Source organism: Pseudonocardia sp. NPDC046786 (assembly GCF_040645415.1).
In the GTDB taxonomy this organism is placed as follows: Bacteria; Actinomycetota; Actinomycetes; order Mycobacteriales; family Pseudonocardiaceae; genus Pseudonocardia; species Pseudonocardia kongjuensis.
Genome location: NZ_JBEYYF010000008.1, coordinates 249430 through 265377, shown reverse-complemented (window position 1 = coordinate 265377; position 15948 = coordinate 249430). Strand labels below are relative to the sequence as shown.

The following is a 15948-nucleotide window of genomic DNA, read 5'->3' as shown; positions in this document are numbered from 1 at the left end:
GGCAGCTCCTCGGCGAGCAGCGCCGGGATCCAGTACTGCCGGAACAGCTCGCCCATCGGCGTGCCGGGCCCGGTCTGCGTCAGCAGCTCGTTGATCTCTTGTTTGAGCACCGTGGGCCTCCATCACAGGTTGGTTCGGGACAGATCGGTTCGAGCGGGGTGTAGCGGTGGTGGTCGCCGGCGCGGCGCCTCACGCCGTGAGCAGTTCCTTCAGCGGTCGGTCGGACCGGCGCACCACGTCCGCGGGCAGGTTGATCCCGCCGGCGAGCGCACGTCGCACGACGAGATAGTCGGCGGGGGAGTTGACGGCGTCGACAGCCAGCAGGGCGCCGTCGCGGTAGTGCAGGGCGGCGAACCTCTCGGTGCCCGGGTCGCCACGCACCACGATCTCGTCCGGTTCGACCGACAGGCCCGCGATCTGCAGCTTCAGGTCCGCCTGGTCCGACCAGAACCAGGGGACCTCCGGGGCCGGGCGCGGCCCGCCGGTCAGCGCCGCGGCTGCGACCTTGGCCTGGTACACCGCGTTCTGGACGGACTCGACGCGTCGCGGCGCCGCGGCGGGGACGGTGGGATGCGGTTGCATGGTGCAGTCGCCGGCGGCCACGACACCGTCGATCGCGGTCCGGGCGTCCCGGTCGACCGGGACGCCGCCCCGGCACGAGATCCCCAGCTGCTCCGCGAGCTCGGTTCGGGGCGCGGCCCCGATGCCGACGAGGACGAGGTCCGCCGCGATATCGGTGCCGTCGGCGAGGTGGACCACACGGACCCGGCCGTGCTCGCCGTCGAGAGCGACGACTCCGGCACCCAGCAGCACCCGGGCGCCGCGGCGCTCGTGGGCGTCGCGGTAGAACCTCGAGATCATCGGTGCCACCGCCCGGCCCATCAGGCGTTCGGCGCACTCGACCACTGTCACCGAGCGGTCCAAACCGCCGGCTCCGGCGGCCGCCTCGAGCCCGACGAAGCCGCCGCCGATCACCACGACTCGCCGCGCCCGGCCGAGGGCGTCGCGCAGGCCGTCGGCGTCGGCACGGTCACGCAGGACGTGCACGCCCTCCAGGTCGGAACCCGGAACGTCGAGACGGCGGGGCCGCGCACCGACGGTCAGGGCCAGCCGGTCGAACGTGAGCTCACGTCCCCGGCCGGTGGTGGCGGTGGTCCGGCCGAGCCCGGTGATGCGCTCGTCGACGACGAGCTCGACGTCGCGGTCGCGGTAGAACGCCGGTGCGCGCAGCATCAGCCGGTCGGCGTCGACATCGCCGGCCAGGTACCCCTTTGACAGCGGCGGGCGCTGGTAGGGCGGGTCCGGCTCGGCTCCGATCAGGACGATCGGTGCGGTCTCGCCCGCGTCGCGCAGCGACGCCACCAGCTGGGCCCCGGCCTGTCCGGCGCCGACGACCAGCGTGCCGTCGCTCACGACTGCACGGCCGGGATCTCGACGGTCAGGCCGTCCAGTTCAGGGCGGACCACGACCTGGCAGGACAGCCGGCTCCCGTCCCGCCGTTCGGACACGGCGAGCTCGAGGAGGTCCTCCTCCAACTCGTCCGGCGGGTCCAGCCGACCTGCGAACTCGTCGGACACCCAGACGTGGCAGGTCGCGCAGCTGGTGTTGCCGCCGCACTCGGCGTCGATCCCTTCCACGCCGTTCTGCGTCGCCGCGAGCATCAGCGAGTCGCCCTCACGCGCGTCGACACCCGTACGGGTGCCGTCCGGCACGAACAGGACCTTGGGCAACGGTGGCCTCCCTTGTCACGGTCACGACGCAGCGATCGGTGGACCGTCCCGCTTAATGGTATTATATTATACCGCCAGTCTGTGGCGACACCAAGACCGTCGCGCTCCGCGAGATCCGTCCCGTTCCGGAGGTGAGGCGGTGCCGCACCCGCAGGGATATCGGTCCACGCTCGTCCTGATGCGCCATGGCCAGAGCGAAGGCAACGCGTCCGGCGTGGTCACCGGCTGGCGGGACGTCCCGCTCGGCTCCCAGGGGCAGGCCGAGGCCGCGCGCGGCGGAGCTGCTGGTCGGTCACGGATGCACGCCGACCGTCGTCCACACGTCGGTACTGAGTCGTGCCGTGGACGCGGCGCGCATCGTCTGGGACGAGCTGGCGCGCCGCGACGGTGCTCGTCCGGCCGCGCGGACCCACTGGGAGCTCAACGAGCGCCACTACGGCGCCCACCAGGGGGCGACGAGGGTGGACATCGTGGCCCGCTACGGCGTTCGGCGCTACCGACGGATCTGGCGGGCTACGACGTGATCCCGCCCCAGGTGTCGTCCGACGATCCCGAGCATCCCGCCACCGACCCCCGTTACGCCGGGGTGCTGCGATCGCGGCTGCTGGGCGGCGAGTCGCTGGCCGCGGTCCGTGCCCGGGTCGCCCGGGTACTGCCGGCGATCGAGCGCGACCTCGTCGTGTCCGGACGGGTCCTGGTCGTAGCGCACGGCAACTCGCTGCGAGCTCTCTGCATGCTGCTCGACAGGCTCGCCCGACGAGGTCGAGCGCCTGGACATCCCGACCGGGGCGCCCCTGCGCTACGACCTCGGTCCCGGGATGCGGCCCCGTCGGCGCGGCGGCGCCTACCTCGACCCCGAGGCGGCACGAGACAGGGTCGCGGAGGTCGTCGCGTACGGACCCTCCCTCCGTGCCGCCGGAGGGAGGTGAGTCCGGCGCGGACCCGATCCGGTCCGGTGCCGGCAGGTTCGGTCGTTCGTGAGCGGGTGACCGGTGGGGCGGCCACGCCCGGACCGGGATTCGACCGCAGCTGTCGCTTGTAGTGGTCTGTTGTATTACCTATACTCTCGCTGTGCCCGGACCCACCACTCCCGGCCGCCGCGCAGCCGCCCGGACGGCCCGCGGTAGGCGGCGTTCCGCATCGAGGACCCGGTCGACCGGCGCTCGCGTCGGTGCGACGTGCGACCGGAATCCGGTGAGCCACAACCCCTTGATCGTGACGCGGTGACCGGACCGGTCCACGTTGTGCAAGGTTCGCCGCCGTCTGCCGCTGTGACCGGCAGTTCGGCTCCCGGCACAGTCCCGTCACGACAGCGCCCATCCGACTCACAGCGGAGTCGGCAGTGAGATCACGGAGGATCGATGGGGGAAGCGATCCTGAGCAGTCTTGCTCAGTTGATGCAGCCGCAGACCTTGTTACTCATGCTCGTCGGCGTCGCCGTGGGCTTCGTGGTCGGGATCCTGCCGGGTCTCGGCGGGGCCGTGACCCTTGCGCTAATGCTGCCCTTCGCAGTCGGGCTGGAGCCGGTCCAGGCCTTCGCCTTCCTGCTCGGCATGCTCGCGGTGACCTCGACGACGGGTGACATCACGTCGGTGTTGTTCGGGGTCCCGGGCGACGCGACCGCGGCGGCCACCGTCCTCGACGGCCATCCGATGACGAAGAGGGGAGAGGCGGGCCGCGCGCTCGGTGCCGTCCTGTCCGCGTCGGCCCTCGGCGCCGTGTTCGGTGCGCTGGTGCTCGTCGCCGTGATCCCGATCGTTCGACCACTCGTACTGGCGTTCGGCCCGGCCGAGTTCTTTGCGCTCACCATCCTCGGTCTGACCTTCGTGGTCGCGCTCTCCGGTGGCAACGTCGTCAAGGGCCTCCTGATGGCGCTGTTCGGTGTGCTGGTCGCCATGGTCGGCATCGACGCGCAGGAGGGCGTCCCCCGGTACGCGTTCGGGGAGCTCTACCTGTGGGCCGGCATCCCCCTGGTGCCTCTGGTCGTCGGCCTGTTCGGCGGGGCCGAGCTGCTCCAGCTCATGTTGGCCCGCGGATCCATCGGCGGCTCGGAGAACCGGCGCTCGGAGGCTGACGCGGCCAGCGAAAAGGTCCGGGCGACCGGGATGGCCGCGCTGCTGCTCGGTGTGCGGGACACGCTGTCGCACTGGTGGCTGGTCGTCCGGTCGGGCGCGATCGGGGTGGCCATCGGCATGATGCCGGGCGTCGGCGGCTCGGTGGCGCAGTTCCTCGTCTACGGGCACGCGCAGCAGACCTCGCGCAACCCCGAGCAGTTCGGGCACGGCGCCGTCGAAGGGGTCATCGCGGCCGGGGCGAGCAACAACGCCAAGGACAGCGGCTCCCTGGTGCCGACCGTCGCGTTCGGCATCCCGGGCGGGGCCGCCACCGCGGTGCTGCTCAGCGCGTTCCTCGTCGTCGGGCTGGACCCCGGCCCGGAGATGCTGACCACCGACCTCGACGTCACCCTGTCGATGGCCTGGGTCGTCATTCTCGCCAACATCATCGCGGTGTCGATCGCGCTGGTGACGGTGCGGCACCTGGTCAAGCTGACGCTGGTGCCCAGCACTTACATCGTCCCCGCCCTGCTCGTCCTGCTCACCGTCGGCACCTACACCGCCAGCAACAACTTCGCCGACGTGCTGGTCATGCTGGCCGCCGCGGCCATCGGGGTCGTGTGCGTGCGGTGGAACTGGCCGCGCGTTCCGTTCCTGCTGGCGGTGGTCCTCGGTTCCATCGCCGAGCGCTACCTGTTCCTGTCGGTGTCGCTGTACGGCTTCGAGTGGCTCACCCGCCCCGCCGTCCTCGTCATCGCCGCAATCATCATCCTGACGCTCGTCCAGTCGGGGCGACGCCGGCTCCGGGCAACGCGTACCTCGACGACGGAGGGGGCTGCGAAGTGAGTGCTCCGGACAAGATCCCGGCCGAGAGCCCCGGGGCGACCACGACGGCCGGGGACGGGCCCACGCCGGCCCGTCGGCCCCCGGTGGTCGAGGTCGCGATCGCCAGCACCCTGCTCGTCGTGTTCGTCGTCGCCCTCGCCCTCGCCTGGCAGTGGAGCTTCCGCGCGGCGCTCACCCCGCTGCTGGCCGCTGGGACGGGGACCGTCCTGAGCATCCTGCACCTCGTCACCAGCCTCACCGGTCATTCCCGGCGGAGGTCGGCGGCCGTGTCGGGCGACGAGACCACCCGCGTGCTCGCGACCGCCGGCCGGCGGGCATGGACCGTGGCGCTTCTGTGGGTCGGGGGATTCTTCCTCGGGACCTACGTGTTCGGTCTCGCCCTGACGGGCGTGTTCTTCGCCCTGGCCTACCTGCGCGTGCAGGCCAGGGCCGGGTGGGTGGCCAGCGTCGTGTACGCCACCGCCGTCGGCCTGACCGTGTGGGTGGTGTTCGGCCTGCTGTTCGAGATCGCACTGCCCGAAGGGGTGCTGTTCACGTGAGAACCTCCCGATTCCTGGTCCCGATCGCGGCCGGGCTCACCTCGGTCCTGCTGGCCGGCTGCGGCCCGGCCGCCGAGATGCTGCCTGCCGAGGAGTTCTACCGCGATCGCACCATCGACCTGGTCGTCCCCTACGAGCCGGGCGGCGGCTACGACCTCTACGCCCGCGACATGGCACCCTACCTCGGCGCCTGCATCGGCGGGGACGTCAAGGTCGTCAACGAGGCCGGCGCTGGGGGTCTGCTCGCGACCTCCAACACGGCCGCAGGCGAACCGGACGGCACCCGCGTGCAGATCGTGAACACCGTCGGTGCGGTCAGCGCCCAGATCGGCGGTGCCGACGGCATCAACTTCGACCTGGGCGAGCTGTCCTGGATCACCCGGGTTTCCGCCGAGGCCACCGTGGTGGTCGCCGCCGCGGACGGTCGCTTCGAGTCGTTCGACCAGATGCGTGCGTCGGAGAACCCGGTACGCTTCGTCTCGACCGGGCCGGGGTCGAGCGATTACGTCAGCCCGCCGCTGCTCCGCCAGATCTTCGACTTCCCGATCGACGTGATCAGCGGTTTCGCCGGTTCGGGGGAGGCGCGGACGGCGTACCTGCGCGGAGACGCGGACGCCCAGGTGCTGCCTGTCGCGAGCACCATCGGTGCCATCCGCTCGGGAGAGATCCGCCCGCTCCTCGTCATCGGCGAGACCGCCAGCCCGCTGCTGGAGGGAGTGCCGCGAGCACGTGATCTGGAGGTTGCCGGCCAACCGCAGCGAGAGACGCTGTCGTCGCTGCTCAAGCTCGTCGACCTCAGCCGCACCATCGTTGCACCTCCCGGATTGCCCGCCGACCGCCTGGAGTACGTGCGCGACGGGTTCGAGTGCGCGCTGTCGGACCCCGACCTGGTCGCCGCCTCGGCGGAACAGCGGAGACCGATCGAGTTCATGTCCGGGGCCGAGCTGACCGAGGCCATGCGGACGGTCCTCGACGCCGACCCGGCGTTCCGCCAGATCATCCAGGACATCACGTGAGCCGGGTGCCGCTGAGCCTGGCGTGCTGGGACTACGACCGGACCCGCGCACTCGCGGACGGCACCGTCGTGCCGACGGGCGTGGACCTGACCTACCTCTGCCTGCCCGTCGAAGAGACGTTCTTCCGCATGCTCCGGCACCGGGAGTTCGACGTGGCCGAGATGTCGCTCGCGTCCTATGTCACGCACGTCGCCGCGTCGGACCCTCCGGAGCTGGTCGCCGTGCCGGCCTTCCCCTCTCGGGCATTCCGGCATCACGGCATCTACGTCCGGGCGGACAGCCCGGTGACCGATCCCGCCGAGCTCGCCGGGGGGTTGGTCGGCGTGCCGGAGTACCAGCTGACCGCGGCCGTCTGGATCCGCGGCATCCTCGCAGATCGGCACGGCCTGCCCGTGGAGTCGGTCGGTTACCGCACCGGCGGCATGCACCGCCCAGGCCGAACGGAAAAGCAGCCGCTGGCACTCCCCCCGGAGATCGTCGTTGAGCAGATCCCGGCGGACCGGACGCTGGTCGAAATGCTCGTCGACGGGGAAATCGACGCCCTGTACGCGCCCCGTACCCCACAGCCGGCGCGTCCGGGAACGGTACGGCGGCTGTTCCCGGACGCGCGCGCACAGGAGGAGCGGTACGCGTCGGAGACCGGCATCTTCCCGATCATGCACACGGTGGTGCTCCGCCGCGAGGTGTACCGGAGCCACCCGTGGGCGGCGAGGTCGGTGTTCGAGGCGTTCGAGAGGGCCAAGCGCGTCACCGAGGACCGGATGGCGGAGGCCGCTGCGAACCCGACCATGATCCCGTGGGTGATCGACGAGCTGGACCGTGCCCGCAGCATCCTGGGCCGGGATTACTGGCCCTACGGGTTGGCGGCCAACCGCGCCACCCTCAGGGTGTTCCTGCGCTACGCCCACGAACAGGGTCTGACCGGGCGTCGTCTGGACCCCGCGGACCTGTTCGTCGCCGAGACGCACGACAGTGTCGTGATCTGAACGGAACGGGGCACCGCACAACGATTCGCCGGCTGCGCGTCGACATCGCGACCGCCTGCCGGGTGCTGGCCGCACGCGGCCTGGCGGACGGCGTCCTCGGACACATCAGCATGCGGGTCGACGCGTACCGCATGCTGGTGCGCTGTCGCGGGCCCCGCGAACGAGGACTGGCCTTCACCGAGCCGACCGATGTCCGTCTACGCGATCCGTGCCGGTTCACGTCTGAGGCTCAATTCGCACGCTGGTGCGGAATCGCACCTGTCGCGCTCTCATCGGGTGAAGGTCACGGACCTGCTCGTCGGCACAGGTCTTGACGATTGCTCACGCCGACATCGTCTCGATCAAGATCGGCCGACTCCGTCGCGTCCCGGTCGACGCCGTGCAGGACTTCGCCCGACGGCTGATCGAGGCCGGGGAGGACGCCGCATGAGCAAGAACGTCAACGGCGACGGCAGCGTCTGGAAGCGCAACGACGGCCGCTGGTCCGGCGCTGCCTACGTGCGCACCAGCACCGGGCGGACCGAGCGTCGCTACGTCTACGGCAAGACGCGGCCTGATGCCGCCGCGCAAGCCCCGCGGCCGCCGGGGCAACGGAGAGGGCTCGATCTACCAGCGCGAGAGCGACGGCTACTGGGTCGGCATGGCCTATGTGCACACCACGTCCGGGCAGATCAAACGCCGCCCCGTCTACGGGCGGTCGTTCGAGGAGGTCCGCGAGAAGCTCGACGTCCTCAGGACCCGCTCGGCCGCCGGGATGCCCGCACCTGACCGGCGCACGACCGTCGCGCAGTTCCTCGACCAGTGGCTCGCCGACATCCGCGACGACAAGCGCGCCACCACGATCCGCGGTTACGAGTCCGCGGTCCGGCTGCACCTGGTGCCCGCTCTCGGCAAGAAGCGCCTCGACCGGCTCAACGCCGCCGACGTCCGCTCGTTCATGGCCGGGATGCGGGAGAAGTGCCTCTGCTGCGCCAACCAGTGGGACGCCCGCCGGCCTCCGGTGCAGCAGTGCTGCTCACGGGGACGCTGCTGCGGGCGGCGGCCCTCGACTCGGCAGCTCCAGTACGTGCACGCCGTTCTGCGGAACGCGCTCGGACATGCCGAGCGGTTGGAGCTGGTGCCGCGCAACGTCGCCAAGCTCGTGCGGGTCAAGACGCCGGAGTACTCCGTCGGGAAGGGGCTGCCCGTCGACCAGGTGCGCACGCTCCTCGCGACGGCCGAGGGGACGCGGTTCCATCCGCTCTACGTCGTCGCGGCCACCCTCGGGCTCCGACGGGGCGAGCTGCTCGGGCTGCGGTGGTGCGACATCGACATGGACGACGCGACGATCCACGTCCGGCAGACCGTGCAGCGCGTCGGCGGCGAGCTGGTCGTCGAGGGCACCAAGACCCGCGCCTCGTCGGCCGTCGTCCCGCTGCCGAAGATCACCCGCTCGGCGATCCTGGCTCGTCGCCGCGTCTGGGCCGACGAACGGGCGACCGCGGGGGAGTGCTGGCAGGACCACGACCTCGTGTTCTGCACGCAGGTCGGCACCCCGCTCGAACCGCGCGCGCTGAACCGCGACTTCGACAAGCTCCGTCTCCGCGCCGGCCTTCCTGGCGTTCGGCTGCACGACCTGCGGCACACCGTCGTCAGCCTGCTGCTGTCGCTCGGGACGCCACCGCACGTCGTGCAGGCCATCGCGCGGCACGCCGACATCGACGTGACCATGACGATCTACGCACACACCAACATGGACGAGATGCGCCAGGCGCTCGATGCGATCGAGTGGGAGGCGGGATGAGCCAGGTGTCAGAGGCGTCGTGCGCGCGTCGCGCGGAACCGGAAGCTGTCCTGCTGGGCCGGTTCGTAGTCGAACTCGACCTGGTCGCCCTGCTCGAACGCCTTGTAGCCCTCGGCCTCGATGGCGCTGAAGTGGACGAAGGCGTCGAGGCCGTCGGGCAGCTCCGGGCTGCTGATCGCACCCCAGCCCTTCTCGGCCTTGTAGAACTTCACGACCCCGGTTGCCATACGTCGATCAGAGCAGGCCACGTCGCCACGGTCCACGCGGTTGCGGGAGCCACTGATACAGCAACTGCTACATCTCGATCTTCGGTCGATGTAGCACCGACCTGTTTCCGCAGGTCGGATGTGGTCGGGGTGGCGGGATTTGAACCCACGGCCCCTCGCTCCCAAATCACGCCGGAACGGTCTCGCTCTGGATCTCCTGGTCGTCTGACCTGCGAGAATACTCTCGCGAGACGGCTCCCGACGGCGGCGTACCGCGCCCCGTTGCTACAGAACTGCTACATGCCGACCGCTGTCGAGCCGGCGCAGCCCTGACCCGTCAGGCTGCCCGCTGACGGCAGCCATCCCGCACGACCGCACACCGCCGGAACCCACGTGGCTCCGGCGGTGATGCCGGCGTGCCTGGACGACGGATCAGCCTGCCCGCGAGACGGCCTCCGCGAGAGGCCACGCCGTGCAGCACACCCCAGACACGTACCCCGGTCCCGACGCGTCGTGGACCACGACCGATCCCGGCACGACGAACAACACCGCCGCCGTCCCGGCCCTGTCGTCGGTGGCGGCCGTTGGCGCCGTGGCCGGCCCGCAGGCGCGGGCCGGAGGCAGGAGCGACTGCGGGCCGGACGCGAGCGACTCGGCCGCGGCCCCGGCTGCAGCCGAGGGCCGGCCCGGGCTTGTTCTATGTGCCATATCGGGCCGGGCCCCCGAACCGCCTCGGGCCCCGGACACAGTGGAGGGGCTGTGGTCTCCGGCGTTCCCCTTGCCCGAGCTCGTCGACGCCGCGGCCGCGCTGCTGCCCGCCGTCCGGGAGCAGTCGGGCACGCTCGCGGAGGGACCGCGCTGGGAACTGACGGTCGGGCCGGGCATGTTCGCCGTCGGCACCCGGGACTGGGCGCGCGCCGAACGCACCGCGCAGCGTCAGGCCGAGGTACAGCGCAAGGACGTGGATCTGGCGGTCGGTCAGCACCTCGCGACCGGCGAGTGGGTCGATCCGCCGCCACGGATGAGGATCACCGGCTGGTCGCGGAAGTCTCGGGCACGGATGGTGCGACGGCTCTGCGAGCTGGACTACACCCCGCTGTACGCCGGTGGTCGGCTCCCCGCGATGGTCACGCTGACCTACCCCGGCGACTGGGAGACCGTCGTCCCCACCGGCCCGGTGCTGAAGCAGCACATGAAGGCACTGCGCAAGCGCTACCTGCGCGCCTGGGGTGAGGACTGGGCGTGCGTGTGGAAGCTGGAGTTCCAGCGGCGCGGTGCACCGCACGTGCACATGCTGTGCACCCCGCCGCACGGCCAGGCAGCCACGACCGGGGAGCGCTTCCACGTCTGGCTGTCGCGGGTGTGGGCCGAGGTCGTCGACCACCCTGACCCCGAGCAGCGGCGACGGCACGAGCTGGCCGGGACAGCCCTGGACTACCGGGAGGGCCTGCGCGCGACGGACCCGCGCCGCGTCGCCGCGTACTTCTGCAAGCACGGGATGCTCGCGGCCAAGGAGTACCAGCATCAGGTCCCCGAGGCGTGGCAGGATCCCGCCCGCGGGCCGGGACGGTTCTGGGGCGTCTGGAACCTCGACCGCGCCACCCGCACGCTCGCCGTCACCCCGGCCACTGGCGTCCAGGCCGGCCGGATCGCCCGCCGCTGGGCTCGCGCGCAGGGCCGGGCGCAGCAGACCTGGAAGATGCGCGTCGAGCAGTCGACCGGGCGCGTCCGGTACAGGCGCTCGCGGTCACGCGTGAAGCTGATGACCAACGGCGGCCGAGGCTGGATCGCGGTCAACGACGGGCCAGCGTTCGCCGCCGGCCTCGCCCGCTACCTCAACCAACTCGACCACAGCTCAACAGGAACACGGCTGTCTTCCGTCTCCCCGTCGGCCAGGTCCCCCGAGAGCGCCTCCGGTGGGCGGGTCCAGGTGGAGCACCGCATGCGATGAACGACCTGGACCCGCCCACTGGAGGTGCTACCGCCGCAGGTGGCCGGCGGGGAGACACCCTCCCCGGAGGTCGCCCGGGGTGTGGGGCGCGGCGAGCGCGCCGCGATCGTCATGGTTCTGCTAGCTCCTACACGATGGAGGCACGACCGGTGGCAGGGCCACCGTCGCGTAACGCACACGCGGACGCGACTCCCGGCGGCTCTGCCTAACGCTGAGCAATGGCAAGTGTTACCCGCGCGCCGCGACCGGCGAGGATCTGATCCGCTCGTCGTGGTCTCCTGGGCCATGACTCGCCCCGCCAACTGCTCGAACGCGAACGAACCTGCGTCGATGACCTCGTGAGCAGCTGCCCGCACCCCACTGCCCTGCGCGGGCACGTCGCGACTTCGTCGCGGTACACGCCCGACGACAAGTGAGGACATCCACGACTGAACGAGCGCCGGCGACGACAGCGACGCACGGTTACATCCGAGGACTGCGTAGAGGACGTGCCCGTGACCGGCCCCTGTCGCTCAGACCTTGATCGCGAGGCCGAGCAAAGTAGGAGCCAGTCGGGTACTGACCGTCTAGATAGGTAACTCGGTCGGTGCACCTCGACTCTGGCCAAAGTGTATGCAAAACTATCTACACTGTTGGAGGTGGTTGTGATCACGTCTTATGGGCCGGAGCAAAGATCGGTATCGATTCGGCAGGTACTCGTTGTCGGGTTGCTGATCATGATCATCGGTGCTGTAGCAAGTAGCGCCGCGGTCGCGTTCGTAGGCATCGCGCTGTGCATGGGTGCTCTGATCGCGGCGTGGGCTGGGGTCCCCTGAGGCATGTCTGTGCTGCTCGATGGGATCGGAAGCAGGGACAAAGGGTCGAGCCTTCAGAGACGGAGTCGATAGAATGCGCGGAGAAGTACTTGAATCCTCCGGTTCGCCCTGTCCCGGGGTGTCCGTCAGTGACGGGTTCACTGTTGTTCAGACAGATGAAATCGGTAGCTTCGAGCTGGCGCCAGTTGGGCCGTTTGTGTTTGTCACACGGCCCGCCGGTCGTCGCTGTGATCGATGGTTCGTTCGCTCCGATGAGGATCGACCAAGATTCGTCCTCGAAGCTTCCGGGGACGTGCTGCCCTACCAGTTCGCGCACATCTCGGACCTGCACCTGGGGGCAGGGCCGGACGCGGGCAGCTTCTATCCGGACGCGGTTGAGCTGGGAACAGCAAGCTCCTTGCTCGACGTACTGGGCAAGATCGCCCGGGCAGAGCCGGAGGTGCGATCGGTCATCGCCACCGGAGACCTGACCGACATGGGTACCGACAGCGAGTACGCCGAGTTCCACGAGGTCCGGCAGCAGAGTCCGCTCCCGTTCCATGTCATCCCGGGCAACCACGACCATCTGGACGGCCGCATCGTCAGCCGGGTGACCCGCACCGGATACGCACTGCACGACGCGAACCCTGTCGCGTATGAGCGGCATCTGGGTCCCCGTTGGTACTCGTTTGACCTACCGGGTATCCACGTCGTGGCGATGGACTGGCACACCCACGAACTCGGGCTCGACCACGAGACACAGGAGCGGTGGATCATCGCGGACCTGGCGGCACGTACTCCGGGCACGCCGTGGATGCTGTTGTGCCACGACCAGCCGTGGCACAATCTTCTGGAGCGGTTGCCCTCACCGCCGCTGCTCACACTCTCCGGGCATCGGCACACGTCACGGGTGGTGGAGTCGGGCGGCACACTGCACGTCAACACGTCCACGCCGCTCTTTGGCGGCATCGACTTCTCGCCCCCCTCGTTCCGCGTGGTGACCTGGAACGGCGAGCGCTTCGCGCTGCGGACCCGGGTTCTCGACGCGACCGACGGCTCAGCCGGAGCCGACCGGACGGGTGCGACATCCGGGCGCGACGTCATCGCCTGGCGACATCGCCCGATCGACCGCGGCCGGTGCTCCGGGGTGCGCCTCGTGGACGGTACGGCCCTGCTCGGTGTGTGCCACGACGACGAGCCGCGAGGAGCCGTCGAGGCACTCGACGTGTCCGACGGCTCGCTGCGGTGGCGCGCCGAACTGCACTCGTCGGTTAAGGGGGCACCGGCGCTCCACCGCGACCTGGCGGTCGCGGTGGAGGTCGGCGGCGACGTGGTGGGGCTGTCCCGTGACGACGGCACTGAACGGTGGCGCACCCCCAGCCCCGACCCGCTCCGCACATTCGCCTTCGCCCCGCCGATGGTCCATCGCGGGGTCGCGGTCGTCGGCGACCTCGCGCATCTGCGAGGGCTCGACGCGGACACTGGAGATCTGCTATGGAACCGGGCCGGCCTCATGCCGTACCAGTCGGTCGTCGGCCAGGCGGCTCCAGTGGCCAGCGGGTCGGTGGTGATCCTCGGAAGCTGGCCGTCGCCGTCCTTGATCGCCGTCGACGTTGCGACGGGCTCGACGGTGTGGCCGCAGGCCGGCGGAGAGCCCAGCGAGCTCGAGGTCGGATTCGCCGGGAGCGAAGCCACCGTGGCGACCCCGTTGGTGGACGACAAGTCGGGGGATCTGGTGATCTGCGGACTCGGTTCGCTCGCCCGGATCTCTGTGCACGACGGGACGACACTGTGGCGCCGGCCCACGTTCCTGCCGTGGAACATGGCCAGCCCGATCTCCACGGATGTCGGCATCGCCGTCGTTGACCCGGGTGTCGGCGTGGTCATGGTCGACCGAGAGACCGGTTCGTCGGTCTGGACGACCCGGCTCGACGGGGTCGCGCCGCTCGCGCTGTCGAGCTACCGGCGGACCCCGCAGTACCTCTTCGCCTCACCGACCCTGCTCGGGACGAACATCGCCGTCCCCAGCGTCGGGGGCCGGTTGCACCTGCTGGCCGTCGAGGACGGGCGGCCGGTCGACGAGCTCGACCTCGGCGTGTCGTTGGTCGCGGGGGTCGTAGCCGACGGCGAGCACGTGCTCGCCACCGGTGCCGACGGCAGTGTGCTCGGACTGGGCGGTCTCCGGTGAGCGCCCCGACCCTCCGGCCGACGGCCCGGGCCGCGGAGTCGACCCGGGCGCGCTTCTCCGGGGACGCGTGGCTGGGAGCGGTCCTGGTCACGCCGGCGATGCTCGCGCTTGTCCTCTTCGTCGTGACGCCGGGTCTTCTGGCCTTCGTCGCGACGATGTTCGAGATCGATCTGTCCGGCCGGACGGAGTGGGAGTGGGCCGGGCTGGACAACGTCCGTGCCGTCATGACCGATCCGGCGGTGCTCCAGTCGCTGGCCAACACGTTGATCTACAGCGTGCTCACCATCGTGCCGAGTCTGGTGATCGGACTCGCATTGGCGTTGCTGGCCAACTCGCTTGGCCGGGGACGGCCCTTAGTCCGCACGCTGCTGTTCCTCCCGTTTACCGCGAACCTGGTCGCGATGGCCGTCGTGTTCCGCTTCATCTTCGACCTGCGAGGGGGTCTGGCGAACACGGTCCTCGGTCTCGCGGGGGTGGGACCGATCAACTTCCTGGGCGATACCGCGACCGCCCTACCGACGGTCGCCGCCGTGGGGGTGTGGCGCTGTGCCGCGCTGGCGATGATTCTCTTTCTCGCCGGCCTGACCAGCATCCCCACCGCGGTACACGAGGCCGCAGCCGCTGACGGCATCTCCGGCTGGGTGAAGCTCCGGTGGGTTGTCCTGCCGCTACTGAAACCCATCACCATCTTTGTGACGGTGCTCATGATCCTCCAGTCCGTGCAGGTCTTCGACACGATCAACGTCATGACTCAGGGAGGCCCCCTGGGATCTACCGAGACTGTCCTGACCATGGTGTGGCGTCTCGGGTTCACCTACTACGACCTTGGTCAGGGCGCCGCCCTCTCGACGATGCTGCTGATCCTGCTCATTGCGGTGGGGATCCTGCGTCGGCGCAGTTTCTCAGGGGAGTCCCGATGAAGGCTGACTACTACTGGCGGATCGTCAGGGCCGGCTGTGTCGCGGTCGTGGTGATGATCGCCGTCTTCCCGCTGGTCTGGATGGTCCGGACCTCGGTCGCTGGCGCGGACTCCGTCATCCTGGACGGGCTCTCTCCGATCCCGAGCAGCTTCGACCTCGGCAACTTCGAGCGGGCGTGGATGCTCGCTGGGCTGGGCACTGCAATGTTCAACGGTGCCGTGGTGTGTATCGCGATCCTGGCGATCCAGCTCCTGACCTGCGTCCCTGCGGCGTACGCGTTCGCCAAGCTACGTTTCCGCGGTCGGGATGCCGTGTTCATGGTGGTCGTGGCGTGCCTTCTCATCCCGACCCAGGCGACGGCGCTGCCGCTCTTCCTCGGGATCAGTGCGGTCGGGCTCTCCGATACCCTCGTCGCGCTCATCATCCCCTTCGCCAGCAGCGCGTTCGGGCTCTTCCTGCTCCGTCAGCACATGTCCACCATCCCCGACGTGCTGCTCGAGGCAGCACGGGTCGACGGCCTGCGCACGCCGTCGATCTTGTGGCGGGTGGTCGTCCCCGCGAGCGGCCCCGCGATCGCAACGTTCGCGGTGCTCTCGATCTTCGTCCACTGGAACGACTACCTGTGGCCGCTGATGGTCGCCCGGGATCCTGCGCTGCGTACGCCGCCGCTGGCCCTGGCTGTGTTCCAGCAGGCCGAGATCGGGCTCGACTTCGGTGCGCTGGCCGCCGGAGCCGTGATCATCACAGCTCCGATCGTCGTGCTCTTCCTCATCGCGCAACGCCGCTTCGTCGCCGGCATCGCCGGCGGCGAGATCCCTGGCTGATCGTTCGCACACACTGGGAGCCATCGTGTCCTTCACCCGCCGACGTCGTCGGGCAGCCGTCTCGGTCATCGCTGCCCTTACACTCGGACTCGTAGCCGCGTGCGGCGGCGG

The 15948-nt window shown here is 70.1% G+C and carries 15 protein-coding genes and 1 pseudogene; 13 read left to right on the top strand and 3 right to left on the bottom strand.

What is annotated here, in order from left to right; genetic code table 11:
• Window positions 1-189: 189 nt before the first annotated feature.
• Window positions 190-1413, bottom strand: a complete 1224-nt coding sequence (locus ABZ881_RS13325; protein WP_358484385.1) for an FAD-dependent oxidoreductase — start codon at window positions 1411-1413, stop codon at window positions 190-192.
• Window positions 1410-1730 (bottom strand): 2Fe-2S iron-sulfur cluster-binding protein, encoded by a 321-nt coding sequence (locus tag ABZ881_RS13320; RefSeq protein WP_358484382.1) that lies wholly within the window; start codon window positions 1728-1730, stop codon window positions 1410-1412. The genes ABZ881_RS13325 and ABZ881_RS13320 overlap by 4 nt, the downstream gene beginning before the upstream one ends.
• A 55-nt stretch (window positions 1731-1785) precedes the next feature.
• Between ABZ881_RS13320 and ABZ881_RS13315 the strand changes: the two are divergent.
• The 9 genes and pseudogenes from ABZ881_RS13315 to ABZ881_RS13275 all read left to right on the top strand — a co-directional run.
• Window positions 1786-1959, top strand: a pseudogene (locus ABZ881_RS13315) (hypothetical protein); the annotation flags it as partial.
• A complete protein-coding gene (locus ABZ881_RS13310; protein WP_358484380.1) occupies window positions 1916-2254 on the top strand; it encodes a histidine phosphatase family protein in 339 nt (112 codons plus the stop codon). The pseudogene ABZ881_RS13315 and the gene ABZ881_RS13310, both read left to right, overlap by 44 nt.
• Window positions 2251-2772 carry a histidine phosphatase family protein gene (locus ABZ881_RS13305; protein WP_358484395.1) on the top strand — a complete coding sequence of 174 codons (522 nt, stop codon included), beginning with the start codon at window positions 2251-2253 and terminating at the stop codon, window positions 2770-2772. Before ABZ881_RS13310 ends, ABZ881_RS13305 begins: the two co-directional genes overlap by 4 nt.
• Before the next feature lie 319 nt (window positions 2773-3091).
• Window positions 3092-4630 (top strand): tripartite tricarboxylate transporter permease, encoded by a 1539-nt coding sequence (locus ABZ881_RS13300; protein ID WP_358484378.1) that lies wholly within the window; start codon window positions 3092-3094, stop codon window positions 4628-4630.
• Window positions 4627-5169: a tripartite tricarboxylate transporter TctB family protein gene (locus tag ABZ881_RS13295; protein WP_358484376.1), complete on the top strand. Its 543-nt coding sequence runs from the start codon at window positions 4627-4629 to the stop codon at window positions 5167-5169. The genes ABZ881_RS13300 and ABZ881_RS13295 overlap by 4 nt, the downstream gene beginning before the upstream one ends.
• A 77-nt stretch (window positions 5170-5246) precedes the next feature.
• The gene (locus tag ABZ881_RS13290; RefSeq protein WP_358484374.1) at window positions 5247-6185 is read left to right on the top strand and encodes a tripartite tricarboxylate transporter substrate-binding protein; all 939 of its coding nucleotides are present in this window, start codon (window positions 5247-5249) and stop codon (window positions 6183-6185) included.
• Entirely contained in the window at window positions 6182-7171 is a 990-nt protein-coding gene (locus ABZ881_RS13285; protein ID WP_358484372.1) for an ABC transporter substrate-binding protein, read from the top strand. Before ABZ881_RS13290 ends, ABZ881_RS13285 begins: the two co-directional genes overlap by 4 nt.
• The gene (locus ABZ881_RS13280) at window positions 7168-7485 is read left to right on the top strand and encodes a transposase (RefSeq protein ID WP_358484393.1); all 318 of its coding nucleotides are present in this window, start codon (window positions 7168-7170) and stop codon (window positions 7483-7485) included. Before ABZ881_RS13285 ends, ABZ881_RS13280 begins: the two co-directional genes overlap by 4 nt.
• 242 nt (window positions 7486-7727) lie before the next feature.
• Window positions 7728-8954, top strand: coding sequence for a tyrosine-type recombinase/integrase (locus ABZ881_RS13275; RefSeq protein ID WP_358484371.1), 1227 nt, complete (start codon window positions 7728-7730; stop codon window positions 8952-8954).
• Between the two features lie 8 nt (window positions 8955-8962).
• On the opposite strand, the gene ABZ881_RS13270 is transcribed toward ABZ881_RS13275, so the two are convergent.
• Complete coding sequence (locus tag ABZ881_RS13270) at window positions 8963-9181, bottom strand: cold shock domain-containing protein (RefSeq protein WP_060575120.1); 219 nt, start codon at window positions 9179-9181, stop codon at window positions 8963-8965.
• Between the two features lie 757 nt (window positions 9182-9938).
• On the opposite strand from ABZ881_RS13270, the gene ABZ881_RS13265 reads away from it, so the two are divergent.
• From ABZ881_RS13265 to ABZ881_RS13250, 4 genes are all read left to right on the top strand, one after another.
• Window positions 9939-11111 carry a hypothetical protein gene (locus ABZ881_RS13265; RefSeq protein WP_358484369.1) on the top strand — a complete coding sequence of 391 codons (1173 nt, stop codon included), beginning with the start codon at window positions 9939-9941 and terminating at the stop codon, window positions 11109-11111.
• 1107 nt (window positions 11112-12218) lie between these two features.
• On the top strand, window positions 12219-14093 hold the full coding sequence (locus tag ABZ881_RS13260; protein ID WP_358484366.1) for a PQQ-binding-like beta-propeller repeat protein: 1875 nt from the start codon (window positions 12219-12221) through the stop codon (window positions 14091-14093).
• A complete protein-coding gene (locus ABZ881_RS13255) occupies window positions 14090-15013 on the top strand; it encodes a sugar ABC transporter permease (protein ID WP_358484364.1) in 924 nt (307 codons plus the stop codon). Before ABZ881_RS13260 ends, ABZ881_RS13255 begins: the two co-directional genes overlap by 4 nt.
• On the top strand, window positions 15010-15837 hold the full coding sequence (locus ABZ881_RS13250; protein ID WP_358484363.1) for a carbohydrate ABC transporter permease: 828 nt from the start codon (window positions 15010-15012) through the stop codon (window positions 15835-15837). Before ABZ881_RS13255 ends, ABZ881_RS13250 begins: the two co-directional genes overlap by 4 nt.
• Window positions 15838-15948: the final 111 nt, after the last annotated feature.